A 25,473-nucleotide genomic window follows, 5' to 3' on the forward strand; every position below is an offset into this window, starting at 1 on the left:
ACGGGGCGACCAGGGCAGGAAGGCGGACGTCAGGAAGGGCCGGTGTCTGCGGGGTTCGGCGGAGCTTCCGTGCCGCTCCACCGGAGGCTGACGTCCAGATGCGCGCTGGCGTGGGCGCTCGCGATCACCGCGCCGAGTCTGCCGTCCAGGACCACGCCGAAGCTGACCTCCACCTCGTCGGGGCGGCGGCTGAGGGAGCGGAACTCGTCGATCACCTCGGCCGCGGCGGAGGTGATCGGCGCCAGGGCCTGGCGCAGGGTTCTCTCCGCGCTCTCCAGACGGGTGCCGAGGCCGACCGCGCCCGTGCCGGCACGGGCGGGCGGTGCCACGAGGACGACGGTTCCGTCGGCGAGGGTGAACTGGACTGCGTCCGGCATGGGGCTCCTCGGTGGATCATGGAATCAGGCCAACTTGTCGATTCGTGAATGTGTCAACTTGTCAGCTTGGCGCAGAGCTTGTCGGCGGGTACGGGGGAATCCCCCAGCTTGTTCTGGACCTCGTCGAGATCGCCGAGGAGAGGGGTGGGGTCTTCCGTTCCGTCCGTCGCGTAGTCGAGGACGGCCCGGTAGAACGCGGCCGACACGTCGGGGGTCATCGCGTCGGCGGCGCCGAAACAGAGCGTGTAGCCCGAGCCCGGCCGGAGCATTCCGGCGATCCGCCGCTGAACGGCGTCGTCGTAGTGGGTGACCTTGCTGTCGGCGGAGAACGCGGACCCTTCGCCCTGGTTCACCCAGGACTGCTGGGCCTCCGTTCCCGCGAGGTATTCGATGAACGCCTCGGCGCTCGGGTTGTCGTCGGTGAACATGCCCACGAAGTCCGCGGAGACCTCCAGCCGATGGGTCGACGAGGACGGCACGTAGTCATGGCTCCGGCCCGCCCTGAACCCCATGGCGGACAGCGCGCCGTGCGCCTGGGAGCATCTGCGGGGCGTCGCGGTCATGCCCGAGGCCGCCTCGCCGAAGTTCCGGACGGCCGCGTCCTTGACGCTGGTCCCCACCAGGTTCCGCCAGGTGGTCCAGGCCTTCCTGAGCGGGGGCGAGTTCCAGTGCAAGGTGCCCGAGAGCCACTTCTGGTAGGCGTCCACGCCGTTCTGGGCGAGGAGTATGTCGGCGATCCAGTCGGCGCCCGGCCAGCCGGAGGTGGGCCCTGACTCCAGCCCCAGGCACCAGGTCCCGGGCTTGCCCGGGGCGGTCGGCGACGGCCGGCCGGTGACCGTGGGGTCGAACCAGACGAGGCTCTTGACATCCACCTTGACCGGCACGGCGTAGACCTCGCCCCGCACCTCCGTCAGCCCGCGGAACGGCTCCAGGTACGCGCCCGTGGGGACCTGGAGCGGCCGCAGCTTCCCGCCTCTTCCGGCCGCCCCGCCCGCGTATCTGTAGATGGCCCCCACACTCGGCAGCATGGCGAGATCGGGCGGCGCCCCGGCGGCCACCGCCGCGTCGAGCTGCTGGGTCAGGGCTCGGGTGACCTGTACGTCCACCTCGATGCCGGTGTCGTCCTCGAAGGACCTGAGCACCGAGTAGAACGCCTGGAACTCGTCGCCGGACCAGGGAATCATGATCGTCACCCGTTGGCGCCCCGGCCCGCCGCCGCACCCCGCCGCGGCCAGCAGCACGCACAGGACCAGGACACAGCGCGCGAGACGGGCCGTCAGCGTGCTCATCACCGCGGGAACCTGTACTCGGCGAGGCGGGGACGGTAGCCCAGGTGGGCGAGCACCAGGGCGGCCGCCAGGAGGCCCAGCGCGAGCGTCGTCGTCAGCCAGTGTCCGACCAGCGGGTCCTCGCTCAGCGCCCGCGCGTCGTGCCGGCACAGCAGGCTGGTGGTGATCCCGGACACCGCGGCGGCCGCCGATGCGGCCATCAGCCGCGGGCTGATCCGGCGGCGGAAATGGCGCGCGACGACACGGCGGGTGGCGAGGACGCAGAGGAGCATGACGGCCGTCGGCCCGACGAGCAGGGACCAGACGTAGGCGGGGTTGAGCCAGTACGACCGGCGCTGATCGTCGAGGGCCTGGCGCTGCATGTCCTCGAGGTCGGTCAGCGACGCCGTGAGGCCGCCCGTGCCGGGGATGGGGTGGCCCGTCCCGGGTTCCTTCGCGCGTGGGGCGGTCAGGGCCTGCCGGGCGGAGTCCAGACCCGCCCCGCCGCTGCGGGCGTCATCGCGCACCGCCGTGTTGGCGAGCCCCACGCAGGTGGTCAACTGGCCCTGGACGAACTGGAACTGGGTCCGTCCCCGGTTTCCGGCCGCGTTGCCCTCGACGGCCGAGGTGACGAGGGTGTTCACGCGCGCGGTGTCGTTGGCGAACTCCGTGCCCGTGCTGATCAGGGTGACCTGGCCGGTGTCGGCGGCCTTCGCGAGCGCCCTGTCCGCGGCGACGGCGGTGTCGTGTGCCTGGGCGATGTCCTCGATGGCGTCGTCGGTGCGGCGCGCCGCGTCCAGCTGCTCGCCGGCCCGCGTGGACACCAGCAGATACAGCAGCGCGGTGGCCAGCACCATGGTGAACACGATCGCTCTCAGCCAGCGCAGCACCCGCACCGGATGGATCGCGAGGACCCGGGTTCGCCAGCCTGTCACCGTCTCCCGGAGGGACCGCCGGGATGTCACGGCCGCCTCGCTCACGGGGCGTCCGCCGGTGCGCTGCCCGCGGCGGGTTCGTCGAAGCGGCCGCCGCACTCCTCGCAGAACCTGGCGGAGCGTGCCGAGGTCGTCGCGCCGCACCGGGGGCAGCTGCGTGTGGACGGGCCGTCGGCGGCCGGCAGGTCGCCCCCGCCGGCCGCGTCGATCGCGTCGACCGGCGGGGCCGCGGTCCTGGTCGACTCCAGCCCGAGCCGCTGCACCTCGCCCCGGGAGGCGTCGCGACGCATCCGCAGCCTGCCGTCGGGGCCGGTGACCGACACCGAGCGCAGCAGCCGCAGGCGCGCGATGTCCCGGAGATCCTCGGCGAGTCCCATCGCGATGCGCAGCTCACGGTCGGCGCGTTCGAAGTCCTTGCGCTGCTGCGCGTCGGCGCAGGCCCGCATGGCCATGCCGAGCTCGTGCTCGTTCTCGACGCGGGTGAGCTGGGGGGACTGCGGGATCCCGAAGCCGGGTGTCGCCCGCCGCCGTACGACCATGGCCCGGGGCTCGGAGCACGGGAGGCGTGTCCCGTCGGGCTGTTCGGCATACAGCGTGATCCGGGCGGCGCGCAGGTTCTCCTCCACGGTCAGCGTCTTGGGATCGAAGCGCAGCGACACCTGGTACTGGCGGGTTTCCGGCGGCCAGGAACCGAGCGGGACGTGGATCTCGCCGTCCTCGCGCGGGCGGGCGGTCAGTTCCGCCTCCACGGGACGTGTCTGGCGTACGAAGCCCAGCCGGAACCGGTGGTTGAGGCGCAGCCCCAGGTAGACGCGGGCCACCACGATGCGCTGCGCCTGCCGCATGATCCGGGTGAAGTCCTCCGTGAGGTCGGACACGGTGACGACGGCCTCGGCGCTGCCGTGCAGTGCCTCCGTGATCCGCAGCAGCTCCGCGTAGTTCCAGTCCTCGCCGAGTCCGCGCGCGTCGCACACGAACCGGTCGCTGCACGCCTCGAGGACGCCGCCCAGTTGTTCGGGCGTCTCGTGCTCGTCCTTGCCGTCCGTGTAGAGCACGGCGTGGCGCACGGTGCCGGGGGAGGTCACCGACGCGAAGAGCCGGTCGGCGCAGGCCAGCCACTGCCCGATCGCCGTGCCGCCCTCGGCCAGTTGGCCGACGATCCGCCTCTTGGCCTCCTGCCGGGCCGCGGCGTCGACCGTCGCGAGGCCGCCCGTGTCCGGGAAGACCACGTCGGCCTGGTGGTTGCCCGCGACGATCCCCAGCAGGGTCCCGTCCCGCAGGGTGTCGACGGCCGCGCACATCGCGCGTTTCGCCTCGTCCAGCTTGCCGCGGCCGGCCATGGACAGCGACTTGTCCATGATGAGGATCTCGGCGGTCCGCGTTCCCCGGGCCGCGTCGGCGGCGGACCGTGCCCTGACGGTGACGAGGGCGTCCGCGCGTGTCTCGTCGTAGGCCAGGTCCGACGGCGCGTCGACGTCCACTTCGAAGCTGAGCCCTGTGCCGAGTCCTGTACTGAGCCCTGTCAACGGCGGCCTGTCCCCCACCGGCACCACCCGACTGTGTCCCGTGTGTCGCTGCGCGTCCCCGGTCTGTCCCTGCGTAGCGGGTCAGGAGCTTAGCGTGTCGGGTGTGACTCCGAAACGGGAATGACGAGTTCGGCTGCGGCGCGCTCGCCACCTCGGTTCCAGCGCCGGGCGCAGCCGGTTGGCCAGGTCGACCAGTGCCACGTACTCCCGTTCGGTGGAGGCGTGCGCGCCGAGTCCCCGGACCGCCTCGGAGAGCCGCAGCCGGTCGTGGGTGCGCAGGAACTCGGCGTACTGGATCTCGGCCCCGAGCCCGGCGGCCGCGGCGTCGTCCGCGTGCAGGCCGTCCAGCGCGGCGCGGGCCCGGGCCAGGTCGTCCCGGGTGGGCTCGGCGGGGGCGGGCGCCGCGAGGACGGTGACGAGGAGTCGTACGGCGGCGACCCGTGCCTCGCGCTCGTAGCGGAATTCCTGGGTCAGGCGCTCGGCGGTGGCCACCGCTTCGGCGCGCCGGCCGGCCAGCAGGTGGACGCGGGCCAGGCCGAAGCCCGCCGCGCCGAGCGCGGGGGCGGTGTCGAGGACGGTGCCGTAGTGCGCGCGGGCGACCTCGCGGTCCTCGCGCCACTCGGCGCACAGGCCGAGCGCGAGCTGCGGGATCAGTTCGCCCGGCAGCGTCCGTCGCACCTCGGTGAAGTGGCCGGCGGCTCTGTGCACGTCGTCGCGTGCCAGCGCGATCAGGCCGGAGTACCAGGCGTGCAGCCAGTGCCAGTCGGGCAGGCCCGCCCGGGCGAGCGCCTGCGCGGCCCGTGGCACGTCGCTCCGGCGCAGGGCGAGCCGGCTCTCGGCCAGCGCGTTCCCGGCCGCGTCGCCGATGCGTGGATCGTCGGGATCGGAGAGGGGGGTGGGGAGTGCCGCCACCATGTCCCGCGGGCCGGGGCAGGAGAAGGGCGCGGGCATGGTCAGCCGTGCGTCCCCGGCCACGGCCGCCCGCACCCAGTGGTCGAGCGGGCGCGCCGTTCCCAGGCCGCCGTGCAGCGGATCGGTGATCGACCCGAACAGCGCCGACGGGCGGGCCACCTGACGGCGGGTGGGCGGGGCGGCCACGATCTGCCGGATCACTCCGCTGAGCTGCTCCCCGAACTGATGCGACGAGACGAAGCGCCGCTGGGGCACGGCGGTGTCGGTGGCGCGGTCCAGCAGCAGCATCAGCGAGTCGACGCCGGGTGCCGCCCGGTCGGTGCCGTGCGAGCGACACACCTCACGCAGCGTCATACCGAGTCCGTAGAGGTCGAAGCCGGGGGTGGGCCTCACGTGCTCCGGATCTTCCTCCGGGGGCGCGTAGGCCTTGGTGTACGCGACGATCGGTCCGGGTTCCCCCTGGGACCGCACGGCGCCGAAGTCGATGAGGCGTACCCGGTCGAGCGGGCGGGCGGCGCCCGCGGAGCCCTCCTCCCGGAACCGGATGATGTTCAGGGGTTTGACGTCGCAGTGCAGCAGGCCTCGGGCGTGCAGGTAGTCGAGCGCCTGGAGCACGCGGACGCCGTGCGCGAGGAGGGTCTCGAGCCGGTCGCCGTCCCGGGCCGAGAACGGCACGCCGGGGACGTACTCGAGCACGAGGTGCGGTCCCTCGGGTTCGTAGCCCAGGATGCGGACGATGCTGTCGTGCCGCAGCCCGACCAGGACGTCCCGCTCGTACTCGGCCGTCCTGGCCACCGACCGGTTCAGGGCCTTGAGGACCACGTGCGTCCTCAGGTTGCGGTCGTGCGCGAGGTACGCCGCCCCGTACGCCCCGGAGCCGAGGACGCGCTCGACGTCGTAGCGCCCTGCGATGGTGAGGCCCTGAGGCTGGGCGAAGTCGAAACGGGTGCCGCAGTGGGCGCAGTATCCGGCGGCCCTGCCGGGCTCGTCGCCGTGGCCCCTGCCGACGGGTTGCCCGCACACCGGGTTCGCGCAGAAGCGGTGTTCCTCGGGGACCGGCCCCACCGTGGGCGGCGGTACGTCGAGGGGTTCGGGGACGTCGCCGGAATCGACCAGGCCGAGTCCGTACCAGGGGTCCGGGCGCACCTGCGCCACGCCGACACCCACGCCGCGCACCGGACCGGCCGCGCCGCCGGGGGAGGCGGCACCCTGCCGTGGCAGCGGCTGCCGGTCGCAGGCCGGGCAGAATCCCTGCTCGTCGATCTCGTCCAGGCCGCAGTCGGGGCGGTTGCACATCGGCACGGCGTCACCCTTCGTCGATCCGGCGGTTGACCTCGTCGGTGTAGCTCCGGACCAGCGTGCGGGCGGCCGCGAGGTCGATGGGGACGGTCTGCAGCGCCCGGGCCGCGGGGGCGTGGAGCCCGGCGAGCCGCCGGTCCTCGTCGCCGAAGAACCGCGCGGCGCGCACCCGGTGCAGTTCCAGGCTCGTGCTGAGGTCCTCGTGGCTCGCGACCAGCCGCCGCAGGGCGCGGTCGAACCTGGCGACCTCGGCCCGGGCCTCCGTGGCGCGGTCGTGGACGGCGGTGAGTTCGGGGTTCGGCTCGGTGGTGCGGGCGACGGCCAGCCGGACCCGCAGGCGGGGGGCGACGCTGTGCGGCAGCCGCGGCGCGGCGAAGAACTTCTCTCCCCATCGCGTGCGCAGCCGGGCCGCCGCCTCCTCCTCGGCGGCGAGCTGTGCGACGACCGCCTGGGCCTGAGCCGAGGTCACGCTCCGGAAGGCCGACCCGCCGAGGGGCGCGGGGTCGAGGGACACGTCATGGACGAGGTCGGCGGGCGGCCGGTCCTCGAAGCCCAGGACGAGACGGAGGCCGCGGGAGCGGGCCCGGGCGGCGAGCGGCGCGAGCAGGTCCCGCAGGAGTGCGCCGGGGTCCGCGGCCCGGTCGACGCGGCCCACCACCAGGCAGGCGGGCGGTCTGCGGCGCACCAGCCGGCGGACCGCCTCGCGGTCGTTGTCCGCGCGGAGCCCGAACCGGCCCATCAGATAGCCGCGCACCTCGGCGACGGACCTGCCGCAGGCGTCGTAGGCCGCGTCGATGGAGCCGAGGCCGAGGACCGTGTCCCTGGGCGCCCCGGTCAGCTCGGCGTCGGAGACGGCCGCCCGGGCCGCCGGGTCGGCGGTGCGCACCAGTCGCACCAGCCACGAGGAGCCCGCCCCGACGGAGGCGTCCGTGCCGACGACGACGGTGCCCGACCAGCCGTCGTCGAGCAGCCGGGTGAGTTCCTGGGTCAGGGCGAGCCGCAGCGGGTCGCCCAGCACGTCCCGGGGCAGCCCGCCGCCGGACGGCCCCAGTTCGTCGGTGCGGTGGCCGCCGGTGAACTCCCTGATGCCGGGCAGGTAGGTCAGCAGGGTCTCGGTCGGCAGCATCCAGGCCGCCCTGGCGTCGCCGTCGACGTAGTCGGCCACGACGATGCCGATGACGCTCCCCTCGAACTCGCCGTCCAGCGCCACCACCCCGGCGCCCGAGTAGCCCTTCTCGATCCACGGGTCGCCGGCGCGGATCTGCCTCAGCAGCCCCCATTCGCCCTGCCGCCCGCCGGAACCCGCCAGCTCCGCGTCCGTGACCATGCCGTACGGCTCGGCCTGCGGGAAGCCGTACACCCGCACCCGGCCGCCGGAGATGGGTACCTTCCACAGCGTGGTCCTGGTTCCGCAGTCGACCGGGTCGTCGAGTGCCAGCAGTGCCACGTCACCTCGCCGGGTGCCGTGCTCGTGCACCCATGATCCGGGAACCACCTGCGCGGTGCGGGTCCACTCCGGACTGCACGCCACGCTCCTGATCCGCACCCGGGCGGCGGGGCCGTGCGGCTCCGCTCCGGCGTGCCGGACGACGTGCGCGCAGGTCAGAATGTGCCGGTCGTCGAGCAGCACCCCGGCGCCACACGGGGTTCCGCTCTCGTCGTCCACCCTCACCCGCCACGGGTTCTCGCTGTGGTGATGCAGCGCCATCCCTCCACAGTATGGCAACACCCGCCCCATTGGCCCGAGTTGCGGCCGACGACGACGGTCTCCTGCTGCGGTGGAGGGGGGACGACGTCCGCTGTGATCCGTGCGCTCGACGGCCCGGCGCTGTCGGGTCAGAGCGTGAGGAGTTCCTCGTGGAAGCCGCCGAACTCCCTTTGCCGGTCGATGAGATGGATCTCCAGGATCCAGTGGCAGCGACGCCCGGCCTTGTCCGTGCGCCGCAGCGGGGTGTCGTTGGCGGGGGTGATGTACGACTCCGTGTCCGCGCCGTCGATCCACTCGTGCGGGAACTCGCCGACCAGGTGGCCGGCGTGCCAGCCGCCCAGTTCCCAGCCGGCCTCGGCGGCAAGCCGCTCCACCTCGGCGTGGAGCTGCCGGCCGGTGATGTGGAGGTCGTCCTCGAAGAACCGCCTGCCGGCCGCGAAGACCTCGGGCAGGTCGTCCCGCAGGCGCTGTTTGACCGGGTCGTCGCCGAGGACGAAGGTCCGGCCGAAGTCGGCCTCGTACTCCTCGAAGATCGGCCCGAAGTCGGCGAACACGATGTCGTCCGCGCCGATCAGCCGGTCCGGCGGGTTCTCCTTGTAGGGCTTCAGGGTGTTCGGGCCGGAGCGCACGATCCGCTTGTGCCAGTGCCGGGTGGTGCCGAACAGTTCGTTGGCCAGGTCCCGGATCCGGTCGCTGACCGCCCGCTCGCCCTCCCCGGGGGCGACCAGCCCGCGTCGCTCGATCTCCGAGAAGAGCTGTTCGGCCTTCGCCTGGGCTTCCAGCAGTCGTGCCGCGCGTGTGGGTTCGTCGTCCGCCATGGGCCCGACCGTAATGAGCGGGATCGTTCGCGGCAACGTGATTCCGGTGACCGGAGGGCGGCCGCGCGGCGGGGGCCGGGCGGATGACGGTGTCCGGCGGCGCTGTCGCGGGCCGGCGTCAACCCGTGGGTGGAGGCCGGGAATCAACCCTAGGTCAACCCGGGAGCCGAGGCCGCGCGGCGCCGGGCACGACAAGCTCGTGGTCATGACGACGACTGACTACCTCATCTCCGCCGGACTGGTCCTGCTCGTGATTCCGCAGATGCTCGGCAGCCGCCTGACACTGCGGACCGTACTGCTGCCGGTGCTGGCCGTGGGTGCCGCGGCCGCGCACTACCTGAGGTCGTTCCCGACGCAGGGGCACGACGTCCGGCTGGATCTCGTCGGCGTCGCGGCCGGCGCCGCCCTGGGTGTCGCCAGCGGCCTGGCCACCCGCGTCAGCCGCACCGCGGACGGCGCCGGGTACGCCAAGGCGGGGGCGGTCGCCGCCCTGCTGTGGGTCATAGGCATGGGATCGCGCTCGGGATTCGTCTTCTGGGCCACGCACAGCGGCGCGTCCGCGGTCGCGCGGTTCAGCCGCGACAACCTGATCACCGGTACGGCCGCCTGGACCGCCGCGCTGTTGCTGATGGCCGTCACCCAGGTCCTGTGCCGCCTCGTCGTGGTGCGTGTCCGGGCACACCGGATCCCCGCTGCCGTCCCCGAGGCGATCGAGGCCGCCCCCGCCGTGACCGGAGCCTGAACCGTGCGGCAGCCGGGTCCGCCGCGTCCCGCGCCCAGGACCCCCACGTCGGCCCGGCCCCGTCAACGCGGGCCCGGGCCCGGGGGGTTGGGGCTCGGGGCGCGACTCGCCCCTATCCTTCAGAGCGTGACGGACACACCGGACGCTTCACCGGCCGTGGCCAGTCCGCGGCTGACCGCGGCGCTGGCCGACGCCCAGGCCCGGCGCGAGCGCAGGGGGCGACGCCTGCTGCCCGTTCTGTGGGGCACCCTGGTCGCGATCGCCGTCCAGTCACTGCACTCGACGCCCGCACCCGGCACGGCCGGGAAGCACCTCGCGGTCGCGCTCGTGCTCGCCGGCTGTCTGCTGCCGCTGGCCGCGGTCGCATCAGGTCTGTGGCGGTTGGCGACCGCCGTGCAGTGCGTGGTGTTCTGTGTGCTGGTCGACGGGTTCGGGTTCGCGCTGGGCATCGTCCAGCCCGGCTCGATGTCCACCCTGCCGCCGTCGGTGGCCGTACTGACCGCCTTTCTTCTGCTGAGACCGCTGATGGCCGCCGTGCTCAGTGGCGTGATGATGGCCGGTCTGGTCGGCGCCGCCGTCGCCGGGACGGACGGCGGCACGGAGAACCTGCTCCACCAGCTGCTGTTCTCCGTGGTCCTGGCGCTCATGGCGATCAGTCTGCGGCAGGCCGGCAGGAGCGAGGAGCGCGCCGAGCTGCTGCTCGCACAGCTGGAGGACGCCCGGGAGGCAGAGGCCGAGGCGGCTGCGCTGGCCGAGCGCACCCGTATCGCCCAGGACCTGCACGACGTCCTCGCACAGACCCTGTCCGGGCTGGCCGTCCAGGTGCAGGCCGCGCGCAGGATGGCTCGGCGCGAACAGGCGGGCGAGGAACTGCGGGAGTTGCTGGACCGCACCGGGAAGCTGGTCAAGGAAGGGCTGGGCGACGCCCGCCGGGCCGTGGGCGCGCTGCGCGGCGACCGCATGCCCTCGCTGGACCGGCTGCCCGAGCTGATCGAGCGCTACCGCGTGGACCTGGAACTCGACGTGACGCTGTCCGTCACCGGGCCGCGCCGCGACCTGCCGACCGAAGCGGGCCTCGCCCTGTACCGGGGCGCGCAGGAGGCGCTGACCAACGCGGTCCGCTACGCACGCGACGCGCGCACCACCGTGACGCTCTGCTACGAACCGCGGGCCACGGTCCTGACGGTCGAGGACCGGCGCACCGGGCCGGGCCCGGCCCCGGCGGCCCTGGCCGGCGGCTCCGGTCTCGGCCTGACCGGTATGCGCGAGCGGCTGGCCGAGGCCGGGGGCGGCGTCAGCGCCGGGCCGACCCCGGACGGATGGAAGGTAAGGATGGAGATCCCCACGTGAGCGAGCCCGACGAGACGAATCCGCAGGACAGCAGGATCAGAGTCCTGATCGCGGACGATCAGCACGTCGTCCGCAATGGGCTGGTCCTGCTGATCGGCATGCTGGACGGCATCGAGGTGGTCGGCGCGGCCCGTGACGGCGCCGAGGCGGTGGCCCTCGCCGAGCGGCTGCGGCCCGACGTGGTGCTGATGGATCTGAACATGCCGGTGCTCGACGGCGTCGCGGCCACCGCCGCCCTGCGGGAGCGCGTCCCGGACAGCGCGGTGCTCGTGCTGACGACCTACGCGGACGACGACTCCGTCTTCCCGGCGCTGCGGGCCGGTGCACGCGGCTATCTGACCAAGGACGCGGACGACGACGCGGTCGAGACGGCCATCCTCAACGTGCACAGCGGCCGCACCTGGCTCGATCCCGAGGTACAGGCCCGCCTGGTCACCGCCCTGCGGACCGGCGACACCCCGCCCGCGGCCGCCGCGCCCGTTCCGGGGCGACGCGCACCGGACCAGCTGCCCGACGGCCTCACCCCGCGTGAGACCGAGGTGCTCACGCTCATCGCCCAGGGCCTGTCCAACGCGCAGATCTGCGCCCGGCTCGTCGTCAGCCAGGCCACCGTGAAGACGCATGTCAACCGCATCTTCACGAAGATCGGCGCGAACGACCGCGCCCAGGCCGTGGGGTACGCCTACCGCAACAACCTGGTCGCCCCTCCCGGACCCACCCCGTAGCAGCGCGACCGAGGAGCCGTCGCGCCTGAGTCAGGCGGCCGGCATGGGGAACAGCATGCAGCTGCTGGTGGCGTGCGCCAGCAGTCGGTCCTCGGAGTCGAGCAGCCGGGCCTCGGCGAGTGCGGTGCGCCGGCCGCCGCTGAGGACGCCGCCGACAGCGCGGATCTTGCCCGTGTCGGCCGTGACCGGACGGAGGAACTTCACGGTGAGGTCGAGCGACGTGTAGCCCATGCCCTGCGGCAGGGTGGACTGGACCGCACAGCCGGCCGCCGAGTCGAGCATCGTCGCGTAGATCCCGCCGTGCATGCTGCCGATGGGGTTGTAGTGCTCCTCCCCCGGCACCAGGGAGAACACCACCCGTCCGTGCTCCACCTCTTCGAGCGCAAGGCCCACCGTGGCACCGATCGGCGCCGCGGGCAGCCGGCCGGCGAGGATGTCCCGGAGGAACTCCAGCCCCGAACCTTGCCCGACGGCGGCCGCCGAGACGGCCGGGTCCTCCCAGTCGTACGTACGTGACCGTTCCATGCGGCTGCGCATCCTCCTCGATCCCTGGCTCTGTTCGGTGAAGTTAGCTCCGCCGAGAGCTGGCTGTCAATGACAAAGCCAGATCGCCTCTCTACGATGACGGCATGAAGTGGCTCGAGATGGGCACCGAGAACTGCCCGGTCCAGCGCAGCCTCGAGGTGGTCGGCGAGAAGTGGACGCTGCTGATCCTGCGTGACGCCTTCAACGGGGTCCGCCGCTTCGACGACCTCCGCCGCCATGTCGGGCTCTCGGACGCGGTCCTCGCCGACCGGCTCCGCAAACTGGTCGCGGCCGGGATCCTGAAGACGGTCCCCTACCAGGAACAGGGCAGCAGGACCCGGCACGAGTACCGCCTGACCGGCAAGGGCCGGGATCTGTGGCCCGTCCTCCTGGCGCTGCGGCAGTGGGGCGAGACGTATGCCGGCGACCCGGTGGGACCCGTGCTGGACATCAGGCACGACACCTGCGGGTCCGCCGTGCGGGTGGTCGTCGAGTGCTGCGCAGAGCACACCGAGCTGACGTCGGCCGAGGTCACCGTCCGCCCGGGGCCCGCGGCGCGCCGGCACGACATCGCGCCGCACCCCTGACCGGCCCGGAGGAGCCGACGTCCGCGGCAGCCGGGCCGAGCGTCCCGGCGGTCGCCCGGCCCAAGCCTGCCTTCGTGTGCGCCGACGGCTGACCGTGCGCGGAGGCCGGCGGCACAGGCCTCGGCCCCGGCTACGGCACCGTCCCCCCGGGCGCCGCGAGCAGGGGCGGTGGTTTCCGGTCGGCGACGGCCTCGCGCAGGCGGCGTTGCGCGGCGGCCGGGGCGCCCGCGGTCAGGAGTGCCTCCCCCAGCGCGCCCGCGACCGGAGGTACGTCGAGGACCCGGGGCCGGGCGAGCGGGGCCTCGACGGCCAGCCGGGCCCGGATGTGGTCCCGCAGCAGGACCTGGTCGTTCTGCAGGGTGCCGCCGCCCAGCACCACCGGTGTGGGGGTGCGCAGGAGGCGCAGTCGGCGCAGCAACGCGGTCACCATGGCGGTGATCTCGTCGCCGAGGCGTTCCACGATGCCCCGGGCCACGGTGTCGCCGCCCGCGGCGGTGGCGAAGACCAGGGGTGCCAGGCCGTGCAGGGCGGTCACCGGTATGTCCCCGCTGCTGACCGCCAGCGCGACGGACTCCACGCTGTTCAGGCCGAAGTGCCCCGGCAGGTCCTGCCGCAGCCGGGTCGCCGGTCCGCGGCCGTCGCCCGCGCGGACCGCGGCGCCCAGGCCGGCCCGGGCGACGGCGAGCCCGCCGCCCCAGTCCCCCGTGATGTCGCCGAGGGAGAGGAAGCGGGCCGAGCGGCCCCCGGGATGGACCGCGGCCGCGTTGATCCCGGCGCCGGACACCACCGCCACGCCCCAGCCGTCCGGTGCGCCGGCCCGCAGCACGGCGAACGTGTCGTTGCGTACGACGGTCCGCCCGGCCACGCCCAGCCGGGTCAGCTGCCGCAGCGCCAGCCCCTCGTGCGCGCGACGGTCGACGTTGGCGAGGAAGTACGCGCCGACCGAGACGGGGGTGGTGCCGGCCAGGCCCGCCTCCGCGAGCGCGTGCCGGCCGAGGCGGGCGAGACGTTCGGTGGTGAGGTCCATGCCCTCGGTGTGCGGGCGGGTGCCCGCGCCCCGTACCCAGGACAGCAGGCGTCCCTCGGTGTCCGCGAGGACGAGATCGGTCTTGGAGTTCCCTCCGTCGACCCCCACCACGAGGTCAGGCATCGGCGGCCTCGCTCGCGGGGAACCGGGGCAGATGGCGGCGGTTGGCCTCCAGCAGCGCGTCGAGAAGTGCGTCCGCGACGGCCCATTCGCGGACGAGCGGGTTGGCCATGAGGGCACGCCGGGCCACCGTACGGTCACCGGTGAGAGCCGCCTCGACGGTGAGGGTCTCGTATGCCGTGACGGCCTGGACGAGCCCGAGCATCTCGGGCGGCAGGGGCGGAACGGGAACGGGGTGGGGTCCGGCGGTGTCGACGTGGGCCGGCACCTCGACCACGGCCTCGTCGGGCAGGCCGGGCAGGACTCCTTCGTTGCGTACGTTCACGTAGTGGTGGGCGCCGTCTCCGGTGAGCAGGCTGGTGACCAGGGCGGCGGCGGCCTCGCTGTAGTACGCCCCGCCGCGCTGCTCCAGCAGGCCGGGTTTGCGGTCCAGGCTCGGATCCGCGTACAGGGTGAGCAGCTCCCGCTCGATGGCGAGGACTTGGTCGGCACGGTGGGTTCCGGCCCGTTGGGTGCGGACCTCGTCCTCCGTGCAGTAGAAGTAGTGGAGGTAGTAGGAGGGGATGGCGCCGAGGTCGCGCAGGGCTCCGGCGGGGACCCGGGTCTGTGCGGCGAGTTCCTCCAGCGCGTCGCCGGTGAGGAGTTCCGGGAGGCGGTCCACTCCGTCGACGGTGACCGAGCGGATCCAGGACAGGTGGTTGAGGCCGGCGTGGCCGAGCCGTACGCGCTCGGGGTCGGTGCCCAGGCGGGCGGCCAGCTGCCGCTGGAACTTGATCGCCACGTTGCAGAGGCCGACCGCGCGATGGCCGGCGTCCAGCAGGGCGCGGGTGACGATGCCGACCGGGTTGGTGAAGTCGACGATCCAGGCGCCGGGCCGGGCCCGCCGGCGGACTTCGGCGGCGATGTCGAGGACCACCGGCACCGTGCGCAGGGCCTTGGCGAAACCTCCGGGGCCGGTGGTCTCCTGGCCCAGCAGTCCGAAGCGGTTCGGGAGGGTCTCGTCCACCAGGCGGGCCGCCTGTCCGCCCACGCGGAGCTGGACGAGCACCGCGTCCGCTCCGTCCACCGCCGCGGCGAGGTCGGTCGTGGTGGTCAGGCGGCCGGGGAAGCCGTGCCGGGCGAGGATGCGGCGGGCCAGGCCGCCGATCACGGTGAGGCGTTCGGTGTCGATGTCGTGCAGGACGAGTTCGTCGACCGGCAGCACGTCGGCGCGCCGGGCGAAGCCCTCGATCAGTTCGGGTGTGTAGGTGCTGCCACCGCCGACAACGGTGATCTTCATCGTGCTCCCATGGGTGTGTGCGGGCGCCGGGGCCGTAGGCGCGGTCTCAGCCCTTGACGCCGGTCAGCGCGATGCCCTCGACGAAGACCTTCTGTGCCAGGAAGAACAGCACCAGGACGGGCAGCAGGAACATCAGCGAGGCCGCCATCTGGAGCTCGTAGGCGTTCTGGTGCCCGTTCTTGGCGAGCTGGCTGAGGGCCACCGCGAGGGTCTGGCCGGTGTCGCTGTTCCCGGTGTAGAGCAGTGGGTTGTAGAAGTCGTTCCAGGCGTACAGGAAGGCGAACAGCCCCACCGCGGCGATCGCCGGCTTGGCCATCGGGATCAGTACCCGCCACAGGATGCGGAGTTCTCCCGCCCCGTCGACCCGTGCCGCCTCGGTGAACTCGTCGGGGATGGTGAGGAAGAACTGACGCAGCAGGAAGATGCTGAACGCGTCGCCGAAGAAGGACGGCACGATGAGCGGTTTCAGTGTGCCCACCCAGCCGATGTGCGCGTACATGACGTACAGGGGCAGGCTGGTGACCTGTGCCGGGATCATCATCGCGGCGAGGACGACCAGGAAGACGCCCTCCCGGCCGCGCCACCGCAGCCGCGCGAGCGCGTAGGCCACGGGCACCGAGGAGACGACGACGCCCACGGTGGAAAGCCCGGCGTACACCATGGTGTTGAGCAGGTCGCGGCCGAACGGCATGGCCGAGAAGACCTTGCGGAAGTTGCCGAACTCCCAGGGCGAGGGCCACAGCGAACCGGTGCCGGCCTGCTGCTGGGTCATGAACGCGGTGAGCACACCGATGGTCAGCGGCAGCAGGAAGCACAGGGCGATGGCGACGGCCGGCGCGTGCTCGGCCAGGAGGTACAACAGGCGTCGTCCGGGACGGGGTTGACGGGACTGACGCTCTGTCAGTTCGAGGGTGCTCATCGGCCACCGCCGGCGTGGTGCACGAAGCGGCGCGAGGCGCGGATGAACACCACGGTCGCCGCGAAGATGACCAGGAACAGCAGCCAGGCCATGGCGGAGGCGTAGCCGGTCTTGAAGTACCCGAAGCCCTGCCGGTACAGCTCCGTGGAGTAGAACAGCAGCGAGCCCGCGGGGTAGCCGATCAGGTCGTTGCTGGAGGAGGTGGCGTTCGCGGAACTGGAGGCGACGAACGCCTCGGTGAAGTACTGGAAGGTGTAGATCATCCCGGTGAGCAGGGCGAAGAAGATGACCGGGGAGATCGCCGGGAGGGTGACGCTGCGGAACTTCTGCAGTGTGCCGGCGCCGTCGAGTTCGGCTGCCTCGTACAGCTCGCGTGGTACGTCGAGCATGGCGGCGGAGAAGATGACCATCACGTTGCCGCTGGCCCACAGCGCCATCAGGACGAGGCTGGGCTTGGACCAGGCGGGGTCGGAGAACCATCCGGGGCCGCCCACGCCCACCAGGCCGAGCAGCCGGTTGAGCGGGCCGACCGGGTTGAGCAGCACGATGAACGACAGGGCGGCGGCCACCACCGGCACCATGGACGGCAGGAAGAACAGCGTGCGGTACACGGCCCTGCCGCGCTTGACCCGGATGATCACCCAGGCGGTGAGCATGGCCCAGGCGGTGCGCAGCGGCACCATGACGACGACCATCCACAACGTGTTGCGCACGGCCACCCAGAAGGTGTCGGACTGGGTGAACAGGGCGCGGTAGTTGCGCAGTCCGACGAACTGCACCGGCCGGTAGGAACCGGCCTGGAAGTCGGTGAGCGAGTAGTAGAGGGTGGCGGCCACGGGGTAGAGCACGAAGACGGCGAACCCGATGACGAACGGGGACAGGAAGGCGAGGACCACCCACCAGCGGGCCCTGCTCGGACGGCGCCGCCCGCCCCGGGCAGGGCGCGGATGCGCCGTGCCCGGGGCGTCGCCCACGGGGGCGAGAACGGTCGTCATCTCTACTGTCCGCTCTCGGAGTTGAGGCTGTCTATCTTCTTGCCGACGTCGGCGAGCCCGCTCGCGGCGTCCTTCACCTTGCCCTGTTCGTAGTCGAGCAGGAACGCGCGCCAGGTGTCCATGTCCTCGATGCCCGCCGGGGTGAGCGTCTTGTAGGAGGAGTGCGGGTTCTCGAAGACGTCGACCAGGGGCTTCCAGTGCGGGTCGTCGCGCTGGTCCCAGGCCTTGAGCGCGGCGAACGTGGTCGGGATGTTGTAGACGGTGTCGGCGAGGGTGTTCAGGAACGTGGTGTCGGTGGTGAGCTGCTGGAGCGCGAAGAACGCCTCCTGCTTGTGCTTCGAGCCGGCGGACATGTACGCCACGGTGCCCAGCGTGCTGCCCGCGCCGTAGGTGCCCGACGATCCGTCCAGGACCGGCATCGGCACCACGCCGTAGTCGAAGTCCTTCTTCTCCGAGGCGATCTCGCCGACGTGCCACTCGCCGTCGTACTCCATCGCCGCGGCGCCGGTGAGCAGCGGGTTGCCCGCGTCGTCGGCGTGCGGCTGGTAACGGCCGACGAACTTCTGGACGTTCGCCCCGCCGTAGTAGTCGATCAGGTCCTGGTCCCACTTCAGCAGCTGCTGCCACTTGGCGTCGGAGGCGAAGGTGGTCTTGCCGTCCTTGCCGTAGAAGTCGGTGCCGCTGTGCGCTCCGACATAGAGGTACCGGTTGACGTCGTAGTCGGAGCGGGGGACGAAGCCGTACGTCTTGATGGAGCCGTCCGCGTTCTTCACGGTCAGCTTCTTGGCGTCGGCGGTCAGTTCGGCGAGCGTCGTGGGGGGCTTGGTGATGCCGGCCGCGGCGAACATCTTCTTGTTGTAGTAGAGCGCGAAGGCATCGGTGAGCAGCGGCAGCGCGCACTGCTTGTCCTGGTAGCGGGTGTAGACGAGGGTCGCGGACGGGAAGGTCTTCGCGGTGTCGATCTTGGCCGAGGACAGATAGGGGCCGAGGTCGGCGACGGTGCCGTTGTAGCAGAACTTGGCCACGTTGTCGGGCGTGGAGCTGATGAACACGTCCGGCGGGTTCCCCGCGGCGACCGCCTTGGCGTAGGCGGCGTCATCCTTGTTGGACACGAACTTCACGGTCAGCCACGGGTACTTGGTGTGCAGCCGGTCCAGTGTCGCCTTGAATGCCGCCACCTCGTTGGGGAGGTGGTTGAACGTCCAGACCGTGACGGTGGTGGCCTGGTGCGAGGCGCCCGCCGAGATGGCGGAGCCGGGCTGGGAGGAGGCGGGTCCTGCGGAGGTACAGCCTGCCAGCAGCAGCACGCCGGCGGCCGTGACGGCCGCGGCCCCGGTGATAGGTTTGAACACTGATCGTCCTTCCTCGGAGACGGGATTCCCTGGGTGACGGATCGGTCGTAGGTCGATCGGGCGCGGCAACGCCCGGTGACCCCGAGCGGCGGCGCTGTCCGGCAAGACGGCGTCGCCGCGGTGTTTCAGGACAGAGTCGACGACGGCTCTGGCTGTGGGACGGGAGTGGTGGCGGCGGCGAAGGCGGCCTCGCGGGCCAGCTCCGCCGACATGGTGGTCGCTCCGGTGAGCACGGCGTCCTGGCCGAGGCCCGACGCGACGATGGGCGGCCGGAAAGTGCTGAAATCGGCCAGATGACGGGCGACCGGCTCCAGCAGCAGATCGCCGTTGGCGCCGATGGCGCCGCCCAGCACGATGAGTGCCGGGTCGATCAGGGGTACGACGCAGGCCACCACGTAGGCGACGCTGCGTGCGGTGTCGTCCACGATCTCCAGCGCGCCGGGGTCTCCGGCGCGGGCGAGTTCGAAGACGGTGCGCGGGCTGCCGTCACCGGGCAGTCCGAGCCGCTGGGCCTCCGCGCTGATGTGGCGCGCGCCCAGATGTTCCTGTACGAGGTCCCGGCGCTGCCCGACCGGCGCGACCATGCGGTCGCTGGGCAGATAGCCGGCCTCTCCGGCGACGCCGGTGGCGCCGCGCCGGACACGGCCGTCCACGACCAGTCCGAGGCCGAGTCCGACCCCCAGGCTGACCAGGACGAAGTCGTCGGTGTCGGTGCCGCGGCCATGGGTGCGCTCGGCCAGCGCCGCGAGATTGACGTCGTTCTCCAGGACCAGCGGCACCGGCATGGCCCGGCCGAGTGCCTCGCCGAACCCCCGCCCGGAGTCGGGCAGGCCGGTGGCGTACGACAGGTGGCGTCCGTCCGGGCCGACCGCGGCCGGCATTCCCGCGACGACCTGGGTGATCTCCCCCAGGGGGCGCCCCACCTGTCCGGCCAGGTCGACGCACATGTCCAGGATCTGTCCGACGAGTGCGTCCGCGTCCCGGGCTCCCCGCCGCTCGGACTCGGCCCGCCCGCGCACCCGGCCGGTGACGTCGGCGACCGCCGCGCGGATCTTCCGGTGTCCGACGTCCACGCCGATCGCGAAGGCGCAGTCGGCGTTCACCCCGTACTGCGCCGGCGCCGGACCCTTGCGGCCCGTGGCCGGCCCCACCTCGGTGATCACACCGCGCTCCAGCAGCAGCCCGACCGCGGCGGCCACGGTGGGGCGCGACAGCGGAATCCGACCGGCCAGGTCGGTGGTCGTGACCGGGCCCGCCTCGTCGATCGCCTCCAGAACGGCGCGACCGTTGAGCGAACGCAGCAATCGCTGCGGACCTGCTGGATACCGGCGGGTCACCGAGCCCTCATCTCGCCATCAGCGCGCCATCAGCACTCTGTAAGAAAGAAAGTTGCTTATTTATACGCGGGCGCATGACCGGAATCAACCCTTCGGCCCGACCGCCGGTCAGGCCCGGGGTGAGCGACAGGTCAGTCCACGGGGTGCCCGGGGGTGATGGTGAGGGTGTCCGCGAGCCGCAGCAGCGACCGGCCGTCGGCCTTCCCGTGCTCGCCGCACTGAACGGGCTCCAGGACGAAGCCGACGTGGTCGCCCCCGTCGATCCGCTCCCCGATCCCGCCGACGAACCAAGCGCACGCCTCCCGCAGGACGACGGCCCCGCCGTGGCCCTCGGTCCAGGCCGTGTGCGCGAACTTGTCCACCCGGTCACCGGTCTCGCCGCCGAACAGGGCGGCCAGTCCGTGCTGCTCCGGTGTCAGCAGGTGCACGGCGAGGAAGTCGGCGGCACGGGCCACCTCATAGGTCCGGTTCACCTTCGACAGCCACACCACGAACCGCACCGGCCGCATGGAGCACTGTGAGGCGAACCCCACCAGGCAGCCCGCCCGCTCGCCGCCGGCCGCGGCCGTCACCACGCACATGTCGGGGTTCAGCCGGTCGATGAACGCGTCCATGTCCACCATGCGAGTGCCCCTCAAGACCTGCGGCGGGACGGTGGGCGGGGAAGCGGCGTCGACCTCCCCAGGCGCTCCGCCGCTTCCCCACCGACACGGCGCGACTACCCAGGGAATCTTGTCCTACTCCTGCCTTCCCGTTCTCTGCGGCCGGTGACAAGGGCGGTCCCGGGCGCTGCGTTCTTGTGAGCACCGCCGGACCACGGGCTTTCGACGGCTCTACCGTCCGGCTATGAACACGAGTCGCAGCAGAGGAAGGACCTGGCGCAGCGCCGCGTTGGCGGTGCTGCTGACCTCGGGGGCGCTCACCGCAGCCGCCCCGGACGCCCAGGGCGCCGGCGCACGGACCGAGACGCCCGTGGCGTCCACGCACCCGGCCGACGGCGTGACCGAGACGACGGTGCGGGTGAAGGTGCCGTTGCCGCCGTCGTTCGGCACCCGTCCGGCGGCGTGCGACTGGCTGTCGTACCTGCGCTATCGCTCGGCCGGCGGACCGGAGGCGTCGGCCGACGCCGACCGGATCCTCGTGGCCCAGCCGGGCATCCTGGAGGGTGCGGGGGCGTTCGACAGCGTCGCGCGGCAGACCGTCGCCAAGGCCGCCGCCGAGGGTCGGCACATCGAGTTCTGGGCACTGGACCGGCGCTCCAACTGTCTGGAGGACCGGACCGGCATCGCCTCCGGCGACCAGCACACGGCCGTCGACTACTACTACCGGGGCAGGGCGGTCGACGGCCGGACCTTCGACGGGTTCGCCGGGAACGACCGGCTCGGGTGGATGGCGAAACTCGGGATCGAACAGACCGTGCGGGACGAGTACGACCTGCTCACCCGGGAGCTGCCCGACCAGGCGGCACGCCGGGAGAAGGTGCTGTGCGGCGGCCACTCGCTGGGCGGGGTGGTCACCGGGTTCTTCGCCGCGGCCGACTTCGACGGCGACCCCGCCACGACGGCGGACGCGGGACAGAACCAGTGCGCCGGGTACTTCGCCCTCGACACGACGATCTCCACCTCGCTGGCCGACCTGAGCGGCAGCATTCCGGACGACACCGGCCTGCCGGACGTCGGGCTCGGCTACGCGGCGGTGCAGGCGGGGCTGGACACCGGGGTGCTGCCCCGCTCGCTGTCCGCGCCGGTCCTGCTCAACCCGGCGACCATGACCCTGCTCGCCATCGCCGGCGTGGGCGCCCTCCAGGACCCGGAGGGCGAGGCGGACCTCCCGTCCTATCTGCCGTCCGACGTCAACATCGAGGCCACCAACCGGTTCCTGTTCTCCGAGGACACCGCCACGTTCCTCACCGGCTCGCCCGGCGTGAAGGACTTCCGGCTCACCAACGCCGCGGTGCTCGGGGCGCTGATGGACGACAACTCCGTCCCGCTGGCGTTCCTGCAGAGCAGCGTGGGGCTCTTCGACGGCGGGCCGATCACGGACAAGAACTTCCCCGCCGCCAACGGCAGTTCGCAGCCGACGCAGCTGTTCGGCGTCGAGTACAAGGCCATCCCCGCGCAACCGCACGGGCCGCTGTACACCTGGCGCGAGTACGACCGTGTCGGCGACGCCGACGACCCCGGGTACCGGTCCGCCGACGGCACGCCGTTCACCGCCGCGGGCAAGGAGGTCACCGACCTCCAGGAGCTGGCGCGCAGTCTGGTGGAGCAGCCGCTCGACTTCACCGAGCAGTACTTCCCGACCAAGCTGGTGACCGACATCGAACTGGCCACCTCGCCGCAGGTGCAGAGGCTCCTCGTGCATCCGGAGGGGCTGACGGCCCGGCCCACGCTCACGGTGCTCGCGGGCGACGGGCTGCTCGCCGGCCGTGTCCCGGCCGATCTGCACCCCGTGGTGGCCCCCGGCTACCAGCACCTCGACGTGCTGACCGCGGCGCCCGTGCAGAACGACGGCCGGCCCGAGCCCGTCTCCGGCAGCCTCGCCGCGTTCGCCAGGTCGCCCCAGTAGACCGGACCCGGCAGAAGGGGCCCGGGAGGAGACTCCTCCCGGGCCCCTTCCCCGTACGGCCGGTTCAGACCTTGCTCGCGGCGAATGTCGCCGCCGCGGTGGCGTCGGAGGTGTAGCCGAGGTGCGCCAGGACGTCGTCGCCGCCGTTCTCGCAGATGGGGTCGCCGGTGGCGCAGAAGTCGATGGTGCGGCTCTGGTAGGTGCCGGTGACGCTCTTGCCGAGGGCCCGGATCGGGTTGCCGAAGAGCAGCACGGCGGCGACCTTCGGCTCGACCGCCGCGGGCAGGGTCGCCACGATGGGGCTGCCGACGACCGCGCCCGCGCTGCTGATTCCGATGGAGTTGTCGACGACGTTCGCGCCCTGCGAATAGCCGACGAGAATGAAACGCTGACTCGGGCAGGCCGCCGCCTGCGTCCTGACATGGTTCACCAGGTCCGCGTTTCCCTGCGCGGCGGAGGTGAGGGAGAGGTCCGCGGGATAGTTCACCGCGTAGCTGGAAAGGTTTTTTCCCGTCAGTTTCTTCTGGAGCGCGGAGAACACCGGGTCGCCCACGATCAGGCCGAGGGTGCCCGGTTCGAAAGTGCCGCGGGCCGCCACGACGTCGATGTCCGAGCAGGTGGCGGCCGAGGCTGTGGGGGCCGGCAGGGTGGCCAGTCCGGCCCCGCCGACAAGCGAGAGCGCGGCGAGGCACAAGCGGATACGCATGGGGATCCTTTGCGGGTGGGGCGCGTGAAGCGCCTGATGAAAAGGACGGTCCCGAAGGTATTCGCGTATCCCGGACTGGTGTTATGGACGGGAATTCAGAAATCCCGCTCGTTATTGTTTCGAAGTTAGTGTCGGTGCGGCGGAGCGCAGGGCGATAATCAGGTCGAGGCGGGTGTCGGGGTCGTGCAGGGCGTCGCCGAAGAGCTTCTCCAGCTGGCGCAGGCGGTAGCGGACCGTCTGCGGGTGGATGTGGAGCCGGGCGGCGACATCGGGCACGTTGCTGCCGCTGAGCAGCCAGGCCAGCAGCGTCTCGGCCAGCCGGGCGCGCTGTCCCCCGGAAGCGGCGTCGAGGGGCGCGAGGGCGCGCGCCTGAACCCGGGCGAGCAGCTGCTCGTCGCTGTGCAGCAGCAGGGTGGACAGGTGGTCGGCGCAGCGCACCACGCCCTGCCGGGGCAGGATCCCGCGGCCCATCAGCCCCAGGGCACGCGTGGCCCAGCGCAGGGACTGGGCGGCCTCGGTGACGGGGACCGTCGGGCCGATCGCCGCGGGGCGGCCCTGGAGACCGAGGACGAACGATCGGCCGCCGAACCGGCCGGAGGCGTCCGGGTCCGGCAGCAGGACGCGCGGCGGCCGGGACTCCATGTCGGCCAGGGCGCCGGGAATCGCCGGCGGCCGCTCCCCCGTGTTCGGGTCCGCGGCGGCCGCCAGGGTGACGACGGCTACCCGCGCGGGCACCCGCCAGCGTGCGCCGTGCGCCAGGTCCTGCACCGCCTCCGGGGACACCGGCCCGTCGCCCAGCAGGAGATCCAGCAGGCGTCCGCGGCGCCGTTCCAGCTCGTCCGTGCTGTGCGACTGCGCCTCCGCGTAGCCCGCGGCGGCCGCCTCCGCGACCTCGTGCACGGTCCGGAACGCCAGTTCGCCGAGCGCGGCCACGACCGTCGAGTCCAGCCCGAGTTCCTCCGCCGTGCAGCCCATCAGCCGCCAGGCGTGCAGGCCGCCCACCCGTAACGCGGACTGCAGGGCGTCCAGGCTGCGGCCCTCGACGGCCTCGCCGCGCCCGAGTTCGTAGTAGGTCGCGGCGATGGCGGCCGACTGGCCGCGCGGGTCGGCTATGTGGTCGACGAACAGCGTGAGCGCCTGCACCACCCCGGCCCGCAGATTACGGCCGTAGGCCCCGTCGCCCGGCCGCGCGTACTCGGGGACCTGTCTGCGGACCTCCTCCTCCACCTCGTCGGCGACGCCCTCCAGCTGGGCGCGCAGCAGATCGGCGAGGTCCTTCGGAACAGAGGCGGCCGCGGAGTCGGTGGGCACGCCGCGCGGTGTGGGGCCGGCCACGACGGACACTCCTTTCACCCGGAGGCGGCTCGCCCACGCGCTGTTGCCCGTGGGACGAGGGGGACGTCCCGTGTTGGACGGACGGCCCCTGCGCTCCGTTCCGTGCCCCGGCTGCACCGGCGTCACTCCGCCACTCCCAGCGCACCGGCGAGCATCGGCCACGAGGCGGTGAACTCCCGCTTCCAGTAGGTCCAGCTGTGTCCTCCCCCCGTGTAGTAGTGCGTGGTGACCGGGATGCCCAGGAGTGCGAGGAAGTCGGTGAAGAGGTGCGCGGACGGCCAGAGGGTGCTCTCCAGCGCCCCGGGCAGCCAGTCGCCGAGGTCGCCGGGTATCCCGCTGCCGTTGGAGACGTACAGGGGTGTGCCGCGCAGTCCGGTGGCGCGGGCGCGCGGGTTGAAGTCGCGCCAGGTCAGGGCGTTGAGGACCGGGTTGCCCCAGAGGGAGAGAGGCAGCAGGTTCTCGCGGGCCACGATGGCGTCCACCAGGGTGGGCACACCGGGGGCGGTGGTGTCGAGGATGCCGCTGTAGGAGGCCGCCGCGGCGAACACGCCCGGATGGCGGGCCGCGTGCGCCATCGCGCCGTAGCCGCCGGTGGAGACCCCGGCGACGACCCGTACCCCGGACGCCCGGTAGTCGCGGGCCAGCAGCGCCGGGACCTCCTGAATCTGGAAGGTCTCGTAGTCGGGACCACTTCTCCAGGCGGTGGGGATGCCGGTGGGGCCCGCGTCGGGCATGGCCACGATGAGGTCGCGGCCCTCGGTGAACGCCTCGATGTCGGTCTCCCGGGTCCAGGACGTGTAGTCGTCGTGGGCGCCGTGCAGGAGGTACAGGACCGGGTAGGTCCGCGTCGGCCGGGCGTCGAAGTCCGACGGCAGGATCAGCCGGACCGGCGCGGTGCGTCCCAGGGCCGGGGAGGACACGGACACGTCGAAGGTGCGCGGTCCGACCTGGGTGGCGGCCCGGGCGCGTGCGGCGGCGCCGGCGCCGAGAAGGGCGGCAAGACCCGTGACCGCCGCCCTGGTGACGGCGCGTCGGGACATTCCGGGGGTGTGATGCGGCATGG

At 72.5% G+C, this 25,473-nt stretch carries 23 protein-coding genes; 5 read left to right on the top strand and 18 right to left on the bottom strand.

Annotated features, from left to right (window positions below; translation table 11 throughout):
* Positions 1 to 29: 29 nt before the first annotated feature.
* The 7 genes from ABT057_RS00335 to ABT057_RS00365 form a co-directional block, all read right to left on the bottom strand.
* A complete protein-coding gene (locus ABT057_RS00335) occupies positions 30 to 377 on the bottom strand; it encodes a CU044_2847 family protein (RefSeq protein ID WP_352340576.1) in 348 nt (115 codons plus the stop codon).
* Positions 378 to 430: 53 nt separating this feature from the next.
* The gene (locus ABT057_RS00340; protein ID WP_352339871.1) at positions 431 to 1,666 is read right to left on the bottom strand and encodes an extracellular solute-binding protein; all 1,236 of its coding nucleotides are present in this window, start codon (positions 1,664 to 1,666) and stop codon (positions 431 to 433) included.
* A complete protein-coding gene (locus tag ABT057_RS00345) occupies positions 1,666 to 2,580 on the bottom strand; it encodes a hypothetical protein (RefSeq protein WP_352339873.1) in 915 nt (304 codons plus the stop codon). The genes ABT057_RS00340 and ABT057_RS00345 overlap by 1 nt, the downstream gene beginning before the upstream one ends.
* A 41-nt stretch (positions 2,581 to 2,621) precedes the next feature.
* Positions 2,622 to 4,106: a vWA domain-containing protein gene (locus tag ABT057_RS00350; protein ID WP_352339875.1), complete on the bottom strand. Its 1,485-nt coding sequence runs from the start codon at positions 4,104 to 4,106 to the stop codon at positions 2,622 to 2,624.
* Positions 4,107 to 4,187: 81 nt separating this feature from the next.
* Entirely contained in the window at positions 4,188 to 6,314 is a 2,127-nt protein-coding gene (locus ABT057_RS00355; RefSeq protein ID WP_352340577.1) for a tetratricopeptide repeat protein, read from the bottom strand.
* Between the two features lie 10 nt (positions 6,315 to 6,324).
* Entirely contained in the window at positions 6,325 to 8,025 is a 1,701-nt protein-coding gene (locus ABT057_RS00360; protein WP_352339877.1) for a S1 family peptidase, read from the bottom strand.
* A 128-nt stretch (positions 8,026 to 8,153) separates the two neighbouring features.
* A complete protein-coding gene (locus ABT057_RS00365) occupies positions 8,154 to 8,843 on the bottom strand; it encodes a M24 family metallopeptidase (protein WP_352339879.1) in 690 nt (229 codons plus the stop codon).
* A 205-nt stretch (positions 8,844 to 9,048) separates the two neighbouring features.
* Here ABT057_RS00365 and ABT057_RS00370 point away from each other — a divergent pair, with 205 nt between their 5' ends.
* The 3 genes from ABT057_RS00370 (at position 9,049) to ABT057_RS00380 (ending at position 11,660) form a co-directional block, all read left to right on the top strand.
* A complete protein-coding gene (locus ABT057_RS00370; RefSeq protein WP_352339881.1) occupies positions 9,049 to 9,585 on the top strand; it encodes a hypothetical protein in 537 nt (178 codons plus the stop codon).
* Between the two features lie 126 nt (positions 9,586 to 9,711).
* Positions 9,712 to 10,935 (top strand): sensor histidine kinase, encoded by a 1,224-nt coding sequence (locus ABT057_RS00375; RefSeq protein ID WP_352339883.1) that lies wholly within the window; start codon positions 9,712 to 9,714, stop codon positions 10,933 to 10,935.
* A complete protein-coding gene (locus tag ABT057_RS00380; protein ID WP_352339885.1) occupies positions 10,932 to 11,660 on the top strand; it encodes a response regulator in 729 nt (242 codons plus the stop codon). The genes ABT057_RS00375 and ABT057_RS00380 overlap by 4 nt, the downstream gene beginning before the upstream one ends.
* 30 nt (positions 11,661 to 11,690) lie before the next feature.
* Here the strand turns inward: ABT057_RS00380 and ABT057_RS00385 are convergent, their stop codons facing one another.
* Positions 11,691 to 12,185 (bottom strand): PaaI family thioesterase, encoded by a 495-nt coding sequence (locus tag ABT057_RS00385; protein ID WP_352339887.1) that lies wholly within the window; start codon positions 12,183 to 12,185, stop codon positions 11,691 to 11,693.
* Between the two features lie 104 nt (positions 12,186 to 12,289).
* Between ABT057_RS00385 and ABT057_RS00390 the strand changes: the two genes are divergently transcribed.
* A complete protein-coding gene (locus ABT057_RS00390) occupies positions 12,290 to 12,772 on the top strand; it encodes a winged helix-turn-helix transcriptional regulator (protein ID WP_352339889.1) in 483 nt (160 codons plus the stop codon).
* A 130-nt stretch (positions 12,773 to 12,902) separates the two neighbouring features.
* On the opposite strand, the gene ABT057_RS00395 is transcribed toward ABT057_RS00390, so the two are convergent.
* The 7 genes from ABT057_RS00395 to ABT057_RS00425 form a co-directional block, all read right to left on the bottom strand.
* Positions 12,903 to 13,922, bottom strand: a complete 1,020-nt coding sequence (locus ABT057_RS00395; protein WP_352339891.1) for an N-acetylglucosamine kinase — start codon at positions 13,920 to 13,922, stop codon at positions 12,903 to 12,905.
* Positions 13,915 to 15,198, bottom strand: coding sequence for a 6-phospho-beta-glucosidase (locus tag ABT057_RS00400; RefSeq protein ID WP_352339893.1), 1,284 nt, complete (start codon positions 15,196 to 15,198; stop codon positions 13,915 to 13,917). The genes ABT057_RS00395 and ABT057_RS00400 overlap by 8 nt, the downstream gene beginning before the upstream one ends.
* 46 nt (positions 15,199 to 15,244) lie before the next feature.
* Positions 15,245 to 16,117 (bottom strand): carbohydrate ABC transporter permease, encoded by an 873-nt coding sequence (locus tag ABT057_RS00405; protein ID WP_352339895.1) that lies wholly within the window; start codon positions 16,115 to 16,117, stop codon positions 15,245 to 15,247.
* Positions 16,114 to 17,112: a carbohydrate ABC transporter permease gene (locus ABT057_RS00410; RefSeq protein ID WP_352339897.1), complete on the bottom strand. Its 999-nt coding sequence runs from the start codon at positions 17,110 to 17,112 to the stop codon at positions 16,114 to 16,116. Before ABT057_RS00410 ends, ABT057_RS00405 begins: the two co-directional genes overlap by 4 nt.
* Before the next feature lie 2 nt (positions 17,113 to 17,114).
* Positions 17,115 to 18,464: an ABC transporter substrate-binding protein gene (locus ABT057_RS00415; protein ID WP_352339899.1), complete on the bottom strand. Its 1,350-nt coding sequence runs from the start codon at positions 18,462 to 18,464 to the stop codon at positions 17,115 to 17,117.
* A gap of 125 nt (positions 18,465 to 18,589) precedes the next feature.
* Positions 18,590 to 19,768, bottom strand: a complete 1,179-nt coding sequence (locus tag ABT057_RS00420; protein ID WP_352339901.1) for an ROK family transcriptional regulator — start codon at positions 19,766 to 19,768, stop codon at positions 18,590 to 18,592.
* 164 nt (positions 19,769 to 19,932) lie between these two features.
* Positions 19,933 to 20,424, bottom strand: a complete 492-nt coding sequence (locus ABT057_RS00425) for a flavin reductase family protein (protein ID WP_352339903.1) — start codon at positions 20,422 to 20,424, stop codon at positions 19,933 to 19,935.
* 223 nt (positions 20,425 to 20,647) lie between these two features.
* Between ABT057_RS00425 and ABT057_RS00430 the strand changes: the two genes are divergently transcribed.
* On the top strand, positions 20,648 to 22,369 hold the full coding sequence (locus ABT057_RS00430; protein WP_352339905.1) for a hypothetical protein: 1,722 nt from the start codon (positions 20,648 to 20,650) through the stop codon (positions 22,367 to 22,369).
* A 64-nt stretch (positions 22,370 to 22,433) separates the two neighbouring features.
* Here the strand turns inward: ABT057_RS00430 and ABT057_RS00435 are convergent, their stop codons facing one another.
* The 3 genes from ABT057_RS00435 to ABT057_RS00445 form a co-directional block, all read right to left on the bottom strand.
* On the bottom strand, positions 22,434 to 23,075 hold the full coding sequence (locus ABT057_RS00435) for a cutinase family protein (protein WP_352339907.1): 642 nt from the start codon (positions 23,073 to 23,075) through the stop codon (positions 22,434 to 22,436).
* Positions 23,076 to 23,186: 111 nt separating this feature from the next.
* A complete protein-coding gene (locus tag ABT057_RS00440; RefSeq protein ID WP_352339909.1) occupies positions 23,187 to 24,410 on the bottom strand; it encodes a PucR family transcriptional regulator in 1,224 nt (407 codons plus the stop codon).
* Positions 24,411 to 24,532: 122 nt separating this feature from the next.
* Positions 24,533 to 25,471, bottom strand: coding sequence for an alpha/beta hydrolase (locus ABT057_RS00445; protein ID WP_352339911.1), 939 nt, complete (start codon positions 25,469 to 25,471; stop codon positions 24,533 to 24,535).
* Positions 25,472 to 25,473: the final 2 nt, after the last annotated feature.

It is taken from the genome of Streptomyces sp. NPDC002588, from assembly GCF_040295925.1.
Lineage (GTDB): Bacteria > Actinomycetota > Actinomycetes > Streptomycetales > Streptomycetaceae > Streptomyces.

What these genes read in the sequence shown, in the direction of transcription:
- ABT057_RS00405 (WP_352339895.1), bottom strand. Translation starts at nt 16,117, where the DNA reads ATGAGCACCCTCGAACTGACAGAGCGTCAGTCCCGTCAACCCCGTCCC.
- ABT057_RS00355 (WP_352340577.1), bottom strand. Translation starts at nt 6,314, where the DNA reads ATGTGCAACCGCCCCGACTGCGGCCTGGACGAGATCGACGAGCAGGGA.
- ABT057_RS00365 (WP_352339879.1), bottom strand. Translation starts at nt 8,843, where the DNA reads ATGGCGGACGACGAACCCACACGCGCGGCACGACTGCTGGAAGCCCAG.
- ABT057_RS00390 (WP_352339889.1), top strand. Translation starts at nt 12,290, where the DNA reads ATGAAGTGGCTCGAGATGGGCACCGAGAACTGCCCGGTCCAGCGCAGC.
- ABT057_RS00340 (WP_352339871.1), bottom strand. Translation starts at nt 1,666, where the DNA reads ATGAGCACGCTGACGGCCCGTCTCGCGCGCTGTGTCCTGGTCCTGTGC.
- ABT057_RS00370 (WP_352339881.1), top strand. Translation starts at nt 9,049, where the DNA reads ATGACGACGACTGACTACCTCATCTCCGCCGGACTGGTCCTGCTCGTG.
- ABT057_RS00410 (WP_352339897.1), bottom strand. Translation starts at nt 17,112, where the DNA reads ATGACGACCGTTCTCGCCCCCGTGGGCGACGCCCCGGGCACGGCGCAT.
- ABT057_RS00335 (WP_352340576.1), bottom strand. Translation starts at nt 377, where the DNA reads ATGCCGGACGCAGTCCAGTTCACCCTCGCCGACGGAACCGTCGTCCTC.
- ABT057_RS00400 (WP_352339893.1), bottom strand. Translation starts at nt 15,198, where the DNA reads ATGAAGATCACCGTTGTCGGCGGTGGCAGCACCTACACACCCGAACTG.
- ABT057_RS00425 (WP_352339903.1), bottom strand. Translation starts at nt 20,424, where the DNA reads ATGGTGGACATGGACGCGTTCATCGACCGGCTGAACCCCGACATGTGC.
- ABT057_RS00445 (WP_352339911.1), bottom strand. Translation starts at nt 25,471, where the DNA reads ATGCCGCATCACACCCCCGGAATGTCCCGACGCGCCGTCACCAGGGCG.
- ABT057_RS00435 (WP_352339907.1), bottom strand. Translation starts at nt 23,075, where the DNA reads ATGCGTATCCGCTTGTGCCTCGCCGCGCTCTCGCTTGTCGGCGGGGCC.
- ABT057_RS00430 (WP_352339905.1), top strand. Translation starts at nt 20,648, where the DNA reads ATGAACACGAGTCGCAGCAGAGGAAGGACCTGGCGCAGCGCCGCGTTG.
- ABT057_RS00395 (WP_352339891.1), bottom strand. Translation starts at nt 13,922, where the DNA reads ATGCCTGACCTCGTGGTGGGGGTCGACGGAGGGAACTCCAAGACCGAT.
- ABT057_RS00360 (WP_352339877.1), bottom strand. Translation starts at nt 8,025, where the DNA reads ATGGCGCTGCATCACCACAGCGAGAACCCGTGGCGGGTGAGGGTGGAC.
- ABT057_RS00385 (WP_352339887.1), bottom strand. Translation starts at nt 12,185, where the DNA reads ATGGAACGGTCACGTACGTACGACTGGGAGGACCCGGCCGTCTCGGCG.